This is a genomic window from Variovorax sp. CAN15 (genome assembly GCF_030462475.1).
Taxonomy (GTDB): domain Bacteria; phylum Pseudomonadota; class Gammaproteobacteria; order Burkholderiales; family Burkholderiaceae_C; genus Variovorax.
In genome coordinates this window covers 22,073-38,254 of sequence record NZ_JASMRZ010000017.1, presented here as the reverse complement: position 1 = coordinate 38,254, position 16,182 = coordinate 22,073, and the positions used below count along the sequence as shown (strand labels likewise).

The following is a 16,182-nucleotide window of genomic DNA, read 5'->3' as shown; positions in this document are numbered from 1 at the left end:
GGCAGCTCCGCAATCGATCCGACCAATCAGTGGCGGCCGGGCTTCCCGGCCGCCACGATCGCATCCAGCACCACGCGCAGGGCCTTGCTGACGGGCTTGTCGCGCCGGACCACGATGGCCAGCCCGCGATGCATTCGGGGGTTCAGCCGGCTGGTCTTCAGCTCCGGGTGCGCGCCGCGCCCCACCATCGCCATGCCGGGCACGATGGCGTAGCCCAGCCCCGCGGCCACCATCTCCTTCATCGCCTCCACGCTGCCCAGCTCCATCACCGGCTGCGGCTGCAGGCCCTCCGCGGCGAACCAGCGGTCGACCAGCTTGCGCGTGTTGGCCGCGGGCTCGAACAGCACCAGCGGCAAACTGGCCAGGTCGCCCGGCGAGACCCTGGCCTTCAGCGGCGCGATGTCCTGCCGGCCGATGGCCACGAATTCGTCGTCGAGCACCGGCATCACCGCCAGCGAGCGCCCGGCCACGGGCAGCGTGACCAGCGCGAGATCGAGGCTGTTTTCTTCCACCTTGCGCGCCTGGTCCTCGGTGTTGCCGGTGCTGACCACCACGCCGAGTTCGGGAAAGCGCTCACGCAGCCCGCGCAGCACGGCAGGCAGGAAATGCAGGCAGGCCGTCGCGCCCGTGCCCAGCCGCACGCGGCCCGCGATGCCGCTGGCGTGGTCGGCGAGCGCGTCGATGGCGTTTTCCACCGCGGCCTCGATGTTCTGCGCGTGGCGCAGCAGCTCCATGCCAGCCGGCGTGGCCTGCGCGCGCTTGCCGACGCGCTCCACGAGGCGCACCGCCAGCCGGCGTTCGAGCTGGCGTATCTGCAGGCTCACGGCCGGCTGGGAGAGGCCCAGCCTGTCGGCGGCGGCCGAGAAGCTGCCGGTTTCGATCACCAGCGCGAAGGAACGGAGCTGGTCGAGGTTGAGCGATTTATCCAAAGTTTTTCTCATGCCTTGCATAGGCTAGCGAAGCTTCACTTATCGAAGGTGCATCGTCAAGATCGGGGCCATGTCATCGCCATCCCCTGCTCCGCTCGCTTCCGCCACGGTCGAAATCCTCGACGCCATGCCGCATCACATGGCCGCCGTGCAGTCCATCTACAGCCACTACGTGCTGCACGACCTGTGCTCCTTCGAGGAAGAAGTGCCATCCGTCGACCAGATGCAGCAGCGCCGCGCCGACGTGCTCGCGCGCGGCATGCCCTACCTGGTGGCGATGCTCGACGGCAAGGTCGCCGGCTATGCCTACGCCACCGCCTACCGCGCCCGCTCCGCATACCGGCACTCGGTGGAAGACTCGGTCTACGTCGCTCAGGGCATGCACGGCCACGGCATCGGCAAGGCGCTGCTGCGCGAGGTGATCCGGCGCTGCACCGAAGCCGGCTTCACGCAAATGGTCGCCTGCGTGGGCAACAGCGCCAACACGGGCTCGCTGCGGCTGCATGAAAGCCTGGGCTTCGAACAGGTCGGCGTGCTGCGCGACATCGGATTCAAGTTCGGGCGCTGGGTGGACACGGTACTGATGCAGCGCGCGCTGCACTGAGCCTTCGCCGCTCGCTCGGCGGAGGAATTCGGGAAGGATGCGTCCGGCGCCGGCGTGCTCCGACTCGCGCGGGACCGAGGCAGGCCGTCATCCGCATCGGCCACACGCCTGCACGCACGGGTAAGGGCACGAAGCGTCGGGCGGCCAGGCAGGCGCTTCTCTCTGGGTTTTAAAATAAAACCGACTGCGGTCATTGCCGCCCCGGTCCGACGAACCCGAAGGAAAGCTCCCATGGCCCAACGAAAAAGCCTCAAGGCCGACGCATGCCCGATGGCACGCGCGCTCGACATCGTCGGCGACCAGTGGTCGCTGCTCGTGATCCGCGATGCCTTCGACGGCATGAAGCGCTTCGGCGAGTTCCAGCAGAGCCTGGGCGTCGCCAAGAACATCCTGTCCGACCGGCTGAAGAACCTGGTGATCGAAGGCGTGCTCGAGCTCGTGCCCGCCTCCGACGGATCGGCCTACCAGGAATACGTGCTGACGGCCAAGGGCAAGGGCCTGTTCCCCGTGGTGGTCGGCCTGCGGCACTGGGGCGAGGCGCACCTGTACGCCAGGGGCGAGCCGCATTCGGTGCTGGTCGAGCGCGACAGCGGCAAGCCGGTGCCGAAGATCGAGCTGCGCGCGCGCGACGGCAAGCCGCTCGATCCGGCCGCGACCTTCGTGAAGAAACTTCCCGCCACTGCCAGGGTGGCGCGCTGACCGGCAGCTTCCTCCCCGGTCAACCGCCTATCGGGTACTCCACCGCCACGCGGATCTGGCGCGTGGGAAGTTCGGCCTGCGCCTTGTTGTTGCGGTGCTCGCCATAGCGCAGCAGCAGGGCCAGCCCCTTGGCCCGGCCCTCGCGGACCGTGTAGCACAGCCAGAGGTCACGCTCCCAGTGCTCGCCGCCGCGGCCATAGCCCAGCCATGCATAGCCTCCGCGTGCGGGCACGCGGCTGCCGTCGATGCCGCTGCCGCGGATGTAGGCCGCGCCCAGGCTTAGGCCTGGCGCGCCCCATTGCGCGGCGTCGACCTCGTAGCGCAGTTGCCATGACTGCTCGTGCGGCGCGTTGAAGTCCGAAAGCTGTGCCGCGTTGCCGAGCCAGATGGCGCCGCGCGTCACGTAGTCGAACGGCGTGTCGCCAGCCACCTTCTGCCAGCCCAGGCCGATGCGATGAGGCCCGTGCGCGTAGGTGGCCATCAGGCTCGAAGTCGTGTTGTCGACCCGACCCGCCAGTGCACGGCCCGTATCCTTGCTGCGATAGACCTGCAGGTCGAAGGACAGCGTGCTCGCGCTCGCGCTCGCGCTGCCGCCATCCTGCAACGGCACCGTGTAGAAAGCCCCGAGGTAGCTCGTGCGCCAGGTGTCCTTCAGCCGCCCCACATAGCCGCTGATCGCGAGCGAGGGAATGCCTTTCCAGGTGGCGCCGGCAAAGTCGAAGGCGTCGCCGCGCGGCGATTTCGGATCGAGGTAGTTCACGATCAGCGGGTTGCCGGTACTCCGCGCATTCCGGTCGGTCGAGCCGGTGAACCGGCCGGCCTGCAGCGTGAGCTTGTCGAACTCGTTGCTGGTGACGAGCCAGCCGCGCATGGTCTCGGGCAGCAGGCGCGTGTCGGACGAACTGAAGATCGGCGTCTTCACCCGCTGCTCGCCCACTTTCAGCACCGTGGAAGAAACGCGCGCCTTCAGCGCGATGCCGCCGCGTGCGATGCCGTCCTGCGCGTAGCCGGCACTGTCCACCGGCAGCATGCGGATCTTGCCGACGCGGTAGTCGTCGCCGGAGAGATTGCGTGCGAGCGAGACATGCGCGTCGGCGCCGAAACCTATCCAGCCGGGCGTGAAACCGGATTCGACGGTGCCGATGAGCCCGTAGCCCCATTCCTGCGCGTAGTCGCTGCGCCGGGTCTTCGGCAGCACTGCATTGCGGCCGCCGTTGCTCGTCGCGCCGTCCAGATAGTTGCGGCGCTCGTAGACGGTGCGGTTCAGCAGGCTCCAGCGCGTGTCCTCGACGAAGCCCCCGGCGGCTTCGCGGGGCGTGCCTTCCGCTCCGGAGGCGGTACCGGCCAGTGCGATCAGCACGGCACCGCAGCATTTGCCGACCTGCGGGAGGCGCCTTCGACCGCCCTGGCCCGGCATCGACGGGACTGCAGGTTGCATCGGATGCATTCGGATCATGCGTGCCCCTCTTCACTCGGGCGCATGCGCGAGCCGGAAGGACAGCGTGGCCAGGTGCTCCACCTTGTCGGTGGCGACCTGGTCCTCCGCGGGCGCATCGAGCTTCGCGGCGATCACGTTGAGCCCCTGGTTGCGCACCGGGACCGTCACGGTGCCATCTGCCGCCGTAAGCAGCGCCTTGCCGTCCGGATCGTTGACGAAGTCGGCCAGTACCGGCACGTTCGCGACCGGCTTGCCGCGATGGAGCACGCGCACGCGAAGCGGCTGGCCCAGCGACGAGGGCAGCGCGGCGTCGACGGGCACGATCTGCAGCGTATGCCCAGGCAGGGCCGCGAGCGGCCGGTCCAGCGGCGTGCGCCTGAGATGCACMGCGTACTTGAAGTTATGGCCGCTGACCACGGCGCCCGGCACTTCGTTCTTGGGCTTCTTCAACCACTGGCCTTCGGCCGACTTGGTCCAGATGCCGTTGTCCAGCACGGCCGCGACGACGGCCGGCTGCTCCCGCAGGTCGACCAGCGCAAGCTTGCCGACCGGCTCGAGCGCAGTGGGCACCGCGCGGCCCGCCACGTCGTAGCCCGCCATCGACGTGATCAGCGGCAGGCGCTTGGCGGCATCGAGGTCGTCGCCGCCCTCGCCGTAGATCAGCGCCAGATCGCCCGAGCGCTGGGCGAACCAGATGCCGTGGGCATGTGCCGCGGCCGAAACGCCCCACAGCAGGGAGGCGACCGCCACGCAACGCAGTGAAAGCATCGACAGGGAATTGCAGGAAAGCATCGCCATGGCCCTTACAGGTACTTGAGCCAGGCGATGTCTCGGCGCCGCGCCTTAAGGGCCGCGAATGCACGCACCGCCGGATACAGCGCGAAGGCGAGCACGACCGAGGCCAGCCACACCATCCACATCGCGCTGAAGCCGAAGAACTTGCCCTGGTTGAGCCCCCAGACCGCCTCGCCGCCGAGGTAGAGGAACTTGAGCACGTACAGGTGCAGCACGTAGAAGAACATCGGCGCCGCGCCATACACCGCCAGCGGTACGAGCCATGCCGCGCCCTGCCTGCGCTCGAAGGCACGCAGCAGCAGCAGGCCCACGCCCATGGTCAGCGCGATGAACAGCAGCGACGGCGGGTACTTCGTGATGTTCAGGAAGGCCATCAGCGTGGTGACGGCGCTGCTGCCGGCCGCCCAAGGCTTGTCTCCGTAGACGTCGAGCGCACGCAGCAGCACGAAACCGGCCAGCAGCCCCAGGCCCCACACCAACAGCAGACGCTGCCGCCGCACCGCATCTGCACCGGCCATGAACCATGGGCCGGCCGCATAGCCCATCGCAATGAGGCCGATCCAGGGCAGCAGCGGGTATGAAGTGCGCAGCTTCAGCGCGTCGGACACCTCGATCCAGCCCCGGTCATGCAGCACGGCCCATGGCACGTGCAGCACGTGTCCCACCGGAAAGTGCACGCCATCGAGCAGGTTGTGACCCGCCACCAGCACCACACCCAGCATCACGAGCGCCTTGCGGGGCAGCCAGACCAGAGCGGCGAGCGAGAGCATCGAGAGTCCGATCACCCAGATCACCTGCAGGAACACCTTGGCGGGCGGTAACTGGAAGGTCCAGGCGAAGTTGATGAGCGTGACTTCGAGCACGACGAGGAAAAGGCCGCGCTTCCAGAGAAAGGAGGACGTGGCCGCACGGCCGTCCGCATGCTTCGCACCGTAGAGGAAAGCCGAGAGGCCCGTGAGGAAGACGAAGACCGGCGCGCAGAGATGGGCCAGCAGGCGGCTGAAGAAAAGCTCCGGCGGCGTCTGGTCCACCACCATCGGGTCGGGTACCTGGTGATGCAGGTAGAAGGTCTCGCGCACGTGGTCCAGCAGCATGAACAGGATCACGAGGCCGCGAAGCGCGTCGATGGAAAGCAGCCTGCCGCGTGCGTCGGCATGCGGCGGCAAAGGAATGCTCAGAGGTTCGGACATACGGTTATTGGGAATCGAATCCCAATATCGTATCGACCGAAAAGACACCCTTTGTTAATGTCCTTGCCGACCGAAGCCCATGCCCGGAACCGGGCGCGCGGGCTACTCGCCCAGCAGCTCCCCGATGGGCTGCAGGTCTTCCACGCGGTCGCAGATCGACTTGATCACCATCGTGATCGGAATGCCCAGCAGCAAGCCCCAGATGCCCCAGAGCCAGCCCCAGAAGATCACGCCCACGAACACCGCCACCGGGTTCATGCGGCTGGTACGGCTGGTGAGCCATGGCATCAGCAGGTTGCCCACGATGGTGTGGATGCCCAGCGACATGCCGGCCACCACCACGCCCATCTGCAGGCTGTTGAACTGCAGGAAGGCCACCAGCCCCGCGGCGGCCAGCACGATCACCGAGCCGATGTAGGGAATGAGGTTGGTGACGGCCGCGATGATTCCCCACACGGCCGCGTTCTCCATGCCGATGGCCCAGAACGCGAGGCCGGTGGTAACGCCGACGATGGCGCTCACCAGTATCTGCACCAGCAGGTAGCGCTCGATGTTGCGCGTGATGTCGTCGAGCACGTGCACCGTGACCTTCTTCTTCTGCAGGCTCGACCCGGTGATCTTGATGAGCTTGCGCCTGAAGGTGTCGCCCGAGCACAGCGCGAAGTAGGTGAGGAAGGCCACCAGCGTGAGCTGTCCCATCGCGCTGAGCAGCCCGACGGTGCCGCTGAGCAGGTAGTCGCGCACGTTGAAGCTGGGCCGCTCGATGATGACGCGCGCCACGCCCTTGCGCGACGCGACGCGGGCGGAGTTTTCTTCGGCCGCCTTCTCGAGCTGCGCCGCCGCCTGCTGCACGTTGTCCAGCGGCGTGGCGCTGGCGCCCTTGTCGCGGCGCATGGCCTGCCCCAGCTTCTGCGCGGCCACCGGCAGCGAATCGAGCAGCTGCGTGGTGCTGCCCGAGAGCGAATAGCCGGTATAGCCCAGTCCGCCGAAGAGCCCCATGAGGATCAGCCCCGCGCCGATCCAGCGCGGCAGCTTCCAGCGATGAAGCAGCTCGACCAGCGGCGACAGCGCATAGGTCAGCAGCAGGCTCAGCATCAGCGGAATGAAGACGGCCTGCCCCCACTGCAACGCGAACACGCTGGCCAGCACCGCGAGCACCACCAGCGAGGCGCTGCGCACGTCGACAGGCATGTGCAGCAGCAGGCGCTCGCGCGCCGGGGCAGGCGGCTCGGGTGCGGGTGCGGGCGGTTCCGGTTCCGGCTCGGGGGCCGGTTCGGCCGCCACCGGCTGCGGAGGTTCGGCAACCGGCTCGGCCGGCGGCGGAGCTTCCACCGCCTTGGGCGTGTCGTCGCTCATCGCGTTTCCTTCAGCACCTCGCGCACCGCCGCGAGCTGCCGGCGCGACACGGCCACGGGTTCGGGAATGGCGTCCAGCCGCAGGGCCCAGCCCTCGGCATCCTCGCCGTCGTCGTATTTCTCCAGCGCGCGGATCGCCGAGCGCGCCACCAGCGCGTTGCGGTGCACGCGCAGGAAGCGCTGCGGATAGCGCTCCTCGAACTCGTTGAGCGAGCCGTCGAGGATGTGGCTGCGCGTGGCGGTGCGCACCGTGAGGTACTTGTATTCGGACTTGAGGTAGAGCACCTCCGACAGCGGCACCCGCTCGGCGCGGCCCCGGTCCTGGATCAGCACCGTCTCGGGCGCGGCCTCGGCCTGCTGCAGCGCGCGGCGCTCCTTCAGGAATCGCTCGACCTTCTGCAGCGCCTGCTGCAGCCGCTCGGCGCGCACGGGCTTGGTGAGGTAGTCGATCGCCTCGAGGTCGAAGGCCGTCACCGCATGGGCGGCGTGCGCGGTCACGAACACCACTGCCGGCGCGTCGCAGCGGCTGCGCAGCGCGCGCGCCACCTCGATGCCGTCCACGCCGGGCATGTGCACGTCGAGCAGCACCAGGTCGAGCGCCAGCGTGCCCAGCTGCTGCAGCGCCTCGGCGCCTTGCGAGGCTTCGGCCACCACTTCGGCGCCGGGCGATATGCAGTCGCGCAGCAGCGTGCGCATGCGCGAGCGCGCCAGGGCTTCGTCGTCGACGATCAGGGTCTTCAGGGTCATGATTCGGCGGGAATGGCTATCCGTACTCTGTAGCTTTTCTGGTCCATGCCGGCGCTGAACTGCATCTGCATGTCGTGCAGCAGCCGCAGCCGGTCTCGCACGTTGGCCAGCGCGATGCCGTGGCCGCGCGGCAGCGGCTCGTCGGCCCAGCGCAGCGGCGGGAGGCTGTTGACCACCTCGATCACCACCATGTTGCCGCGCCGCTCGGTGCGGATGCGCAGCTTGGCGCCCTCGGGGCTGGGCTCCACGCCGTGCTTGATGGCGTTCTCGACCAGCGGCTGCAGCAGCAGCGGCGGCAGGCGCGCGTTGCTGGCGGCGGCGTCCAGGTCCCAGCGGATGCGCAGGCGGTCGCCGAAGCGCACCTGCTCGATGGCAAGGTAGCGCTCGGCCAGCGCGATCTCGTCGGCCAGCGTGCCCGATTCGCCGGGGTCGGCCAGCGCCTGGCGGAACAGCTCGGCCAGGTCTTCCAGCATGGTCTCGGCCTTGGCCGGCTCCTCGCGCACCAGCGCGATGGCGCTGTTGAGCGTATTGAACAGAAAGTGCGGGCGGATGCGCGACTGCAGCTCCTCCAGTCGCGCGGTGGTGGCTGCCGGCGTCTGCCCCCGGGCGCGCAGCACCATCGCCGCCATCACCAGCCCCGCGAACAAGGCACCCGCAAGCGCGCTGGCCAGCCACGGCGCGCTGGAGAGCACGCCCGTCAGCCGCAGCAGCCCGCAGCCGTACAGCGCCGACAGCGCCCCGAGCAGCGCGCCGGCCGTGTACTGCCAGTGCTTCGGCAGCCGCCGCAGCGGCTTCTTGAGCCCGCAGGCGCTCACCAGCCACAGCAGCGTGGCGGGCAGCGCCCCGCCGGTGATGGTGGCGGTCTGCACCAGCCATTCGCCGGGCGTGGAAACCACGAAAAGCGCGGCGATGGCGACCACCGCCTCGACGAAGATCACCGTGCGCAGCACCACCCCGATCTGGCAGGCGTCGAAGATCGACGGGCCGCCGCGCACGGGCGCGCGGGCTCGCTCCGAAGACGGCGGGGGCGTGGGTGAAGAGCTGGCCGATAAAATCGCCGGGTTGCGCATCGCAGACATCTGATCCATCGGGTGACCAACCCATTATTGCCTTCCTGGACGGCTCCCATGACCCAAAACCAACTCGACAAGAAATCCGAAGCCTGGTCGGCCCTGTTCTCCGAACCGATGAGCGACCTGGTGAAGCGCTACACCTCCAGCGTCTTCTTCGACAAGCGCCTGTGGCAGGCCGACATCCAGGGCTCGCTGGCGCATGCCGGCATGCTGGCCGCGCAGGGCATCATCAGCGTGCAGGACCACGCCGCCATCGAACGCGGGATGACGCAGATCCGTGGCGAGATCGAATCCGGCGCCTTCGAATGGAAGCTCGACCTCGAGGACGTGCACCTGAACATCGAGGCCCGCCTGACCCAACTGGTCGGCGACGCCGGCAAGCGCCTGCACACCGGCCGCAGCCGCAACGACCAGGTCGCCACCGACGTACGCCTGTGGCTGCGCGGCGAGATCGACCTCGTGGGCGACCTGCTGGTCGAGCTCCAGAAGGCGCTGGTGGACATCGCCGAGAAGAACGTCGATGTGATCCTGCCCGGCTTCACCCACCTGCAGGTGGCGCAGCCGGTGAGCTTCGGCCACCACATGCTCGCGTATGTCGAGATGTTCAGCCGCGATGCGGAACGCATGGCAGAGGTGCGCCGGCGCGTCAACCGCCTGCCGCTGGGCGCCGCCGCGCTGGCCGGCACCAGCTACCCGCTGGACCGCGAACTGGTCGCCAGGACCCTGGGCATGGACGGCGTCTGCCAGAACAGCCTGGACGCGGTGAGCGACCGCGACTTCGCCATCGAATTCACCTCGGCCGCCAGCCTGTGCATGGTGCACGTGAGCCGCATGAGCGAAGAACTCATTCTGTGGATGAGCCAGAACTTCGGCTTCATCCAGATCGCCGACCGCTTCACCACCGGCTCGTCGATCATGCCGCAGAAGAAGAACCCCGACGTGCCCGAGCTGGCGCGCGGCAAGACCGGCCGCGTGGTCGGCCACCTGATGGCGCTCATCACGCTCATGAAGGGCCAGCCGCTGGCCTACAACAAGGACAACCAGGAAGACAAGGAGCCGCTGTTCGACACCGTCGACACGCTCAAGGACACCCTGCGCATCTTCGCCGAGATGATCGGCGGCATCACCGTGAAGCCCGAGGCCATGGAAGCCGCCGCGCTGCGCGGCTATGCCACCGCCACCGACCTGGCCGACTACCTCGTGAAGAAGGGCCTGCCCTTCCGCGACGCGCACGAGACCGTGGCGCACGCCGTGAAGGCCGCCACCTCGCACAAGGTCGACCTGGCCGAGCTGCCGCTGGCCGTGCTGCAGCAGTTCAACCCCAGCATCGAGAAGGACGTGTACGACGTGCTGAGCCTGCGCGGCTCGCTGAACGCGCGCAACATCCTGGGCGGCACCGCCCCGGCGCAGGTGAAGGCGCAAGTCGCCCGTCACCGCGCCCGCCTCGGCTAGAAATGTCGGCCCCCCGGCTTTTCACTCGCTGCGCTCGTGTAACTCCACCCCCCAAGGGGGAGGCGCGGCCCGCCTTGGGGCGGCCCGGCGGCGGCCGCCTGTAAACGGCAAACCCGACAGCTGGAAAACACACCGTGTTCTACGCCATCCCGCTCGAGAACAGGCCGAGCTGGCGCAATCCGCCGTGGATGACGGTGCTGCTGATCCTCCTGAACATGATCGTGTTCTGGGGGCCGCAGCGCAGCGAGGAGAAAGGGCGGGAGCGCGCGGCCAGCTACTACGTGAAGAGCGCGCTGCCCGCGCTGGAGCTGCCAGCCTTCGTGGAGTGGCTCGAAAAGACCGACCCGAAGCGCGGCAAGCTCGCGCGCCGCATGCTGCCGCACGAGGAGGCCTATCCCCAGCTGCTGGAAGGCCTGCAGAACGACAGGAAGTTCCTGCAGAAGCTGCGCTCCGACCAGGTCATCACGCCGTCGAACCCGCAGTACGGCGAATGGAAGCAGGCTCGCCAGCAGTACGAGGCCCTGCTGCCCGCGCCCTTCACCGAACGCTGGGCGCAGAGCTACGCGACGGATGCCGAATTCAGGCCCTGGACCTGGATCACCAACGCCTTCCTGCACGGCAGCACCGGCCACCTGCTGGGCAACATGCTGTTCCTGTTCCTCTTCGGCTTCTCGGTCGAACTGGCGCTGGGGCGCGGCACCTACCTGGCGTTCTACCTGCTGGGCGCGGTCGGCGCCTCGGTGCTGGCCGGCTGGGCCTATGCCGGCGGCACCTACGGGCTGGGCGCCTCGGGCGCGATCTCGGCGCTGATGGGCATGTACGCGGTGATGTACCGCCTGCGGCGCATCCGCTTCTTCTACCAGTTGTTCTTCTATTTCAACTACGTCACCGCGCCGGCCCTGCTGCTGCTGCCGGCCTGGATCGCCAATGAGCTGGTGCAGCACTGGCTGGGCGGCCAGGGCATCGCCTACATGGCCCACCTCGGCGGCCTGCTGACGGGCGCCGCGCTGATGTACGGTGCCATGCTGCTGGGCCGGGTGAAGACGCCCGAGACCGTCAAATCGGAAATGGTGAACGACGACGACCGCTTCGACGAGCACGTGGCCGCCGCCCGCAAGTACGGTGCCGCGATGAAGTTCGACCGCGCCTGCGCCGAATGGCGCGCCGCCGCAGCCCTGCGCCCTGGCGACGCCGAGACGCTGCGCGCCTGGTTCAACACCGCGCGCCTGCAGCCCGCGAGCGACGATTTCCACCAGGCCGCGCGCCGCATCTTCCGCCTGCCCGCCACCGACGAGGACACGCTGGCGCTGCAGCACACGAGCTTTCAGACCTACCTCGACCAGGCCCGTCCCGGCGTGCGGCTCAAGCCCGAGGACATGGCGCGGCTCGCGCGCCGCTTCTCCCGCATCCGCCAGTTCGAGGACGCCGAGCGGCTGTGCCGCAGCCTGCTGAAGACCGCGCCCGACCACCCCGAGCTGGCCGACACGCTCTCGACCTGCGCCAACGGCCTGCTGCACGCGGGCCTGCGCGACAAGGCGGTCGGCCTGCTGCCGCACCTGCTGCGCCTCGCACCGAACGACATGGTGACGCGCGCGCTGCAGCGCGCCTGAGGGCCCCCCCGGAACCGCTGCGGCTAGGGCGCCGTCGACCGCAGCAGCCAGCGCACTTCCTGCGTCTGCTCGCTGTCGGGGTAGCGCGCTTCCATCGTCGTCAGGATCGGCTGCGCCATGTCGGAGCGGCCCAGGCCCTGCACCAGCGCCCGCGCGGCGAGTTCGTAGGCCTGCGGAATCGCCTCGTTGCCGCGGAAGCGCTTGTCGAAGCCCGACAGCAGCGCCAGCGTGGCGTGGGCGTCGCCGTTGCGCCATTCGGCGCGGGCCATGGCGATCACCATGGCCGGGTCGTCGAGCGCGAAGGCCTTGTCGCGCTCCTTGCAGGCCTTGAAGACCTTCAGCGCCTCCGAGGCCAGGTCGCGCCGCATCAGCAACGGGATGAAGCGCCGCGCATGGTCGAGCAGGGTGTCCTTCTTCTCGGGCATCAGCGCCAGCACGCGGTGGTAGCGGCGCTGCGCCGCGAGGTCGTTGGAGTCGGCGGTGCGCTGTGCCTCGTAGGCCGTGCCCAGCGCGGCGGCGAGGTCGCCGTCGGTGATGAGCTGCGCCACCTCCGCGTCAGTGCGCTGCGCGGCGATCTGCGCGGGCGTGCGGCGGTCGACGGGCGCGCCGTCGGGCAATTCGCTGCCCGGCACGGCGTCGAAGCCGAAGGCGTCGTGGTGCTGGAACATCACGTAGCCCAGCAGGCTCGCCATGACCCAGCCGAAGTAGATGAAGGCGAAATTGACGATCGGCAGCACGATGCGCCCGTCGAACATCGGCAGCACCATCGCCAGCGCCACCTGCGCTCCCGTGCTGAGCAGGAACAGGAAGAAGCACAGCAGCGCGTACGGCCAGCCGATGATGCGCATCGCGTCCATCACGTGGCCGGGATTCATCGCCTGGAAGAAGCTGCCCGACTGCACCAGCACGATCACCGCCGCCGGAAAGGTGAAGGACATCACGAAGAGCCCCACCGTGCCCAGAATGGGCGCGTACCAGGCGAGCCAGCCGATCAGGAAGGCCTGCACCAGCGAGATGGCGAAGAGCTTCCAGGGCAGGTAGGTCCATTCGTCGCTCGACTCGCGGCCGAAGTCGGCGGAGTCGCGGATGCCGCGCGCGCCCAGCGCGATGACCTTGAAACCGTAGCGGCTGGCCGCCAGCATGATGCCGACCTCGATGACGAAGAGGGCCAGAGCCTGGGGCAGGAAGAAGATGGCGTCGAAAAGCAGGCTGCAGAACGCCAGCAGCAGGCCGTAGGCCAGCGGCCGCATCTGGAACGGAAATGCGAAGAAGCTGTTGAGCCGGTGCCAGAACGGCGGTGGCGGCGGCAGCGCATCCTTGACGGCGATCATGGCAACTCCCCTGTTCTTTGTTTTCTTGCTTACTTGCGGAAGAAGTCGCTCTGGCTCATGGCCCCGCGGCCGCCCAGGCGGACCACGGTGATTTCATCGGCATGCACCAGGCGCATCTGGCCAAGCTCGCGCTCCAGGCGCTGAGTGAAGCTGGTCTTGACCTGGAGGACCGACTCGCCCATCAGCAGCACGTTGGTGCCCTTGACGACGGCGCTTTTGCGGTCGGGAGCCACTTCGACCGAATCGATGTGGTAGTCATAGTCGAGGGTGAGGATGCCGCCCATCTGGTCGCCGACGCGACGCAAGGCCTCGACCGTCTTGTGCTGCGCGGCGCACGCTTCGTCCCGGTTGTACGTGAACTCTTCCGTACGGCCCATCATGGTCATCTTGCTCTCGATGACGGCCTTGCGCCTGAGCAGCCTGCACAGCTTGTCGACATCGCGGTCGAAAATGGCACGCGCCTCGTTGCGGTAATGATCGTGCACCATCGGCTCGTCGAGCTTGCGCCCGCCGACAAGGAAGTACCACGCGCCCACGCAGAGCGCGATCACGATCGCAATTTGCTTCATTCTTCTCCGTCCGCGCGTACGCGGTCCCTCGGTTTTTGCGGCGCAGTATACGGTGACAAATGTTTCCAAAAGACTTCATTCGGGCGACGCGCTGAATCCGCCCGCCGGGTTGCCCCGTACTCCGGTCATGCGCATCGATGCCCCACAATCCCCGGATGCCCGCACCCAGCCCCGACGCCGAACTGATGGCGCTGATCGACCGGATCGGCCATCGCGACGAAGCCGCCCTGCGGCAGCTCTACGACCGAACCTCACCCCGGCTGATGGGCCTGGCGATGCGCGTGGTGCGCCAGCGCGAATGGGCGGAAGACGTGCTTCAGGAGAGCTTCCTGACCGTCTGGCGGGTTGCCGGCGACTACCGCGCCTCGCTCAGCCCGCCGCTGGCCTGGCTGGGGCTCATCGTGCGCAGCCGCTCGCTCGACCTGCTGCGCCGCCGTACCGCCGACCGCGCCCAGCTCACGCAGGAATTCGACGAACAGATGGCCGACCAGCTCGAATCGGACGCGCCCGACCCGTCCGCCAGCGCCGATGCCAGCGAGCAGGCCTGGGCGCTGCACCAGTGCCTGAGCCAGCTCGAGGGCCGCCAGCGCGAGGTGGTGAGCCTGGCCTACCTGCGCGACATGAGCCATGGCGAGCTGGCCGAGCAGCTCCGGCTGCCGCTCGGCACGGTCAAGACATGGATACGGCGCGGGCTGGAGAAGCTGCGCGTCTGCATGGGACGCTTTGCGTGAAGGCGATGGCGACGAAGAAAAAGGCGGTCTACCCATGAACCTCATCGCACACCCCGAACTGCTCGAACTGCTGGCCGCGAGCCACGCACTCGGCACCCTGCGCGGCGGCGCCCGCCGCCGTTTCGAGGCCCTGGCGCGCGAACAGGCGCCGGTGCGCGCCGCCGCGCTGGTCTGGCAGGGCCGGCTCGCGAGCATGACCGAGCTGCAATCGCCGGTCGCGCCCGATGCAGCCGTGTGGACGCGCATCCGCAACATCATCGACGCCGAGCAGTCCGCGCTCGCGGTGGAACGCCAGCGCGAGGCGGCCAGGGCTGCCGGCGAGCCCCGCCAGGGCGGCTGGCTGCGCAGCCTCGCGCTGTGGCGCGGTGCCGCCGCGGCCGGTGCACTGGCCACCGTGGTGGCCGTGACGGTCGGGCTGAACCTGCGCGACCAGCTGCAGAACGCCCCGGCGGTGCAGTACGTGGCCGTGCTCAACGACGACCAGTCGGCCGCCTCGATGCTCGTGACCTTCGATCCGAAGAAGAAGCAGCTCGTGCTGCAGCGCGTGGGCAGCTTCAAGGAAGGCGACGACAAGTCGCTGCAGCTCTGGGCCCTGCCCCCGGGCGGCGCGCCGCGTTCGCTGGGCGTGCTCGGCAACGCGCCGGCCCTGAAGCTGACGGCGTCGGAGTCCGACGTGCAGGCGGTGCCGGCGCTGGCCATTTCGCTCGAGGCCAAGGGTGGCGTGCCGGCGGGCAGCGGTCCCAAGGGGCCGATTCTGTTCAAGGGCGCGCTCATCGAGAAAACCATTTAGCCGGGGCCAGCCTCTGTCAACGATCGCCTGCCTTGGGGCGTCGTGGTAGAAAACCCGCCTGCCCCGCCTTCCGCCCTTCTTCCGTCCTTTCAATGTCTTCGATGAAAACCGCGCTGGCCGCGGTCGCCCTGCTGACCGCCGCGCTGGCCGCGCAGGCCCAATCCAGCTTCTTCCCCCAGGAGTCCGAGACGGCTGCCGCCGAGACCGCCGCCGCCCGCGATTACCTGGCCGCCAAGGACCGCTGGCACAACGAGCTCGCGGCTTTCGCGCGGGCCGACCAGGAGCGCTTTCCGGCGCCCGGCGGCGTCGTGTTCGTGGGCAGCTCCACGGTGCGCATGTGGACGCGCCTCTCGCAGGACTTCTCGCACGTGCCCGGCGGCGTGATCAACCGGGGCTTCGGCGGCTCCACGCTGGCCGACTGCGCCCTCTTCGCGCGCGACCTGGTGGTGCGCTACAAGCCGCGCCAGGTGATGGTCTACGCGGGCGACAACGACCTGACCGAGGGCCGCACGCCGCTGCAGGTGCTCGACAGCTTCGCGCGCCTCGCCAACGCGGTGCGCGCCGAGCTGCCGGATGCGCGCATCAGCTTCATCTCGGTCAAGCCCAGCCCCTCGCGCGAGCAGTTGCTGCCGCAGATCCGCGAAACCAACCACATGGTCTCGGCCTACCTGAACCTGCTGCCCAACAGCGAGTTCATCGACATCTACACGCCGATGCTGGGTGCGGACGGGCGCCCGCGCCCCGAGCTGTTCAGAAGCGACAAGCTGCACCTGACCGACGAGGGCTACCACCTCTGGCAATCGGTGATCGCGCCGCACCTGCAGGCTCCCCCGGCGACGCCAACGGCCGGCCTGCCCTGAACTGGGCGG

Annotated in this window: 16 protein-coding genes; 7 read left to right on the top strand and 9 right to left on the bottom strand. The window is 68.5% G+C overall.

Annotated elements, in window-relative coordinates:
* Positions 1–26: 26 nt before the first annotated feature.
* Positions 27–950: a LysR family transcriptional regulator gene (locus QMO14_RS14065; protein ID WP_301507821.1), complete on the bottom strand. Its 924-nt coding sequence runs from the start codon at positions 948–950 to the stop codon at positions 27–29.
* 49 nt (positions 951–999) lie between these two features.
* Here QMO14_RS14065 and QMO14_RS14060 point away from each other — a divergent pair, with 49 nt between their 5' ends.
* Complete coding sequence (locus QMO14_RS14060; protein ID WP_301507820.1) at positions 1,000–1,533, top strand: GNAT family N-acetyltransferase; 534 nt, start codon at positions 1,000–1,002, stop codon at positions 1,531–1,533.
* A gap of 231 nt (positions 1,534–1,764) precedes the next feature.
* Positions 1,765–2,232, top strand: coding sequence for a helix-turn-helix domain-containing protein (locus tag QMO14_RS14055; protein WP_301507819.1), 468 nt, complete (start codon positions 1,765–1,767; stop codon positions 2,230–2,232).
* Between the two features lie 19 nt (positions 2,233–2,251).
* Here the strand turns inward: QMO14_RS14055 and QMO14_RS14050 are convergent, their stop codons facing one another.
* The 6 genes from QMO14_RS14050 to QMO14_RS14025 all read right to left on the bottom strand — a co-directional run bounded on the left by QMO14_RS14050 (position 2,252) and on the right by QMO14_RS14025 (position 8,827).
* Positions 2,252–3,670 carry an OprD family outer membrane porin gene (locus QMO14_RS14050; RefSeq protein ID WP_301507818.1) on the bottom strand — a complete coding sequence of 473 codons (1,419 nt, stop codon included), beginning with the start codon at positions 3,668–3,670 and terminating at the stop codon, positions 2,252–2,254.
* A gap of 30 nt (positions 3,671–3,700) precedes the next feature.
* Positions 3,701–4,438 (bottom strand): DUF4198 domain-containing protein, encoded by a 738-nt coding sequence (locus QMO14_RS14045; protein ID WP_301507817.1) that lies wholly within the window; start codon positions 4,436–4,438, stop codon positions 3,701–3,703.
* A 35-nt stretch (positions 4,439–4,473) separates the two neighbouring features.
* A complete protein-coding gene (locus QMO14_RS14040) occupies positions 4,474–5,655 on the bottom strand; it encodes a DUF1624 domain-containing protein (RefSeq protein WP_301507816.1) in 1,182 nt (393 codons plus the stop codon).
* A gap of 102 nt (positions 5,656–5,757) precedes the next feature.
* Complete coding sequence (locus QMO14_RS14035; RefSeq protein ID WP_301507815.1) at positions 5,758–7,011, bottom strand: AI-2E family transporter; 1,254 nt, start codon at positions 7,009–7,011, stop codon at positions 5,758–5,760.
* The gene (locus QMO14_RS14030; RefSeq protein ID WP_301507814.1) at positions 7,008–7,757 is read right to left on the bottom strand and encodes a LytTR family DNA-binding domain-containing protein; all 750 of its coding nucleotides are present in this window, start codon (positions 7,755–7,757) and stop codon (positions 7,008–7,010) included. The genes QMO14_RS14035 and QMO14_RS14030 overlap by 4 nt, the downstream gene beginning before the upstream one ends.
* Positions 7,754–8,827, bottom strand: coding sequence for a sensor histidine kinase (locus tag QMO14_RS14025; protein WP_301507871.1), 1,074 nt, complete (start codon positions 8,825–8,827; stop codon positions 7,754–7,756). Before QMO14_RS14025 ends, QMO14_RS14030 begins: the two co-directional genes overlap by 4 nt.
* A 57-nt stretch (positions 8,828–8,884) precedes the next feature.
* On the opposite strand from QMO14_RS14025, the gene argH reads away from it, so the two are divergent.
* Complete coding sequence (gene argH, locus QMO14_RS14020; RefSeq protein ID WP_301507813.1) at positions 8,885–10,282, top strand: argininosuccinate lyase; 1,398 nt, start codon at positions 8,885–8,887, stop codon at positions 10,280–10,282.
* Positions 10,283–10,416: 134 nt separating this feature from the next.
* The gene (locus QMO14_RS14015) at positions 10,417–11,892 is read left to right on the top strand and encodes a rhomboid family intramembrane serine protease (RefSeq protein ID WP_301507812.1); all 1,476 of its coding nucleotides are present in this window, start codon (positions 10,417–10,419) and stop codon (positions 11,890–11,892) included.
* Between the two features lie 23 nt (positions 11,893–11,915).
* Here QMO14_RS14015 and QMO14_RS14010 read toward each other — a convergent pair whose 3' ends face one another.
* Together QMO14_RS14010 and QMO14_RS14005 are read right to left on the bottom strand one after the other, a co-directional pair.
* Positions 11,916–13,223, bottom strand: coding sequence for a hypothetical protein (locus tag QMO14_RS14010; RefSeq protein ID WP_301507811.1), 1,308 nt, complete (start codon positions 13,221–13,223; stop codon positions 11,916–11,918).
* A 29-nt stretch (positions 13,224–13,252) separates the two neighbouring features.
* Complete coding sequence (locus QMO14_RS14005; protein ID WP_301507810.1) at positions 13,253–13,792, bottom strand: hypothetical protein; 540 nt, start codon at positions 13,790–13,792, stop codon at positions 13,253–13,255.
* A gap of 137 nt (positions 13,793–13,929) precedes the next feature.
* Between QMO14_RS14005 and QMO14_RS14000 the strand changes: the two genes are divergently transcribed.
* The 3 genes from QMO14_RS14000 (at position 13,930) to QMO14_RS13990 (ending at position 16,173) form a co-directional block, all read left to right on the top strand.
* Entirely contained in the window at positions 13,930–14,523 is a 594-nt protein-coding gene (locus QMO14_RS14000; protein WP_301507809.1) for an RNA polymerase sigma factor, read from the top strand.
* A gap of 34 nt (positions 14,524–14,557) precedes the next feature.
* Positions 14,558–15,313 carry an anti-sigma factor gene (locus tag QMO14_RS13995; RefSeq protein ID WP_301507808.1) on the top strand — a complete coding sequence of 252 codons (756 nt, stop codon included), beginning with the start codon at positions 14,558–14,560 and terminating at the stop codon, positions 15,311–15,313.
* Positions 15,314–15,414: 101 nt separating this feature from the next.
* The gene (locus QMO14_RS13990; protein WP_301507870.1) at positions 15,415–16,173 is read left to right on the top strand and encodes an SGNH/GDSL hydrolase family protein; all 759 of its coding nucleotides are present in this window, start codon (positions 15,415–15,417) and stop codon (positions 16,171–16,173) included.
* The last annotated feature ends 9 nt before the right edge of the window (positions 16,174–16,182 follow it).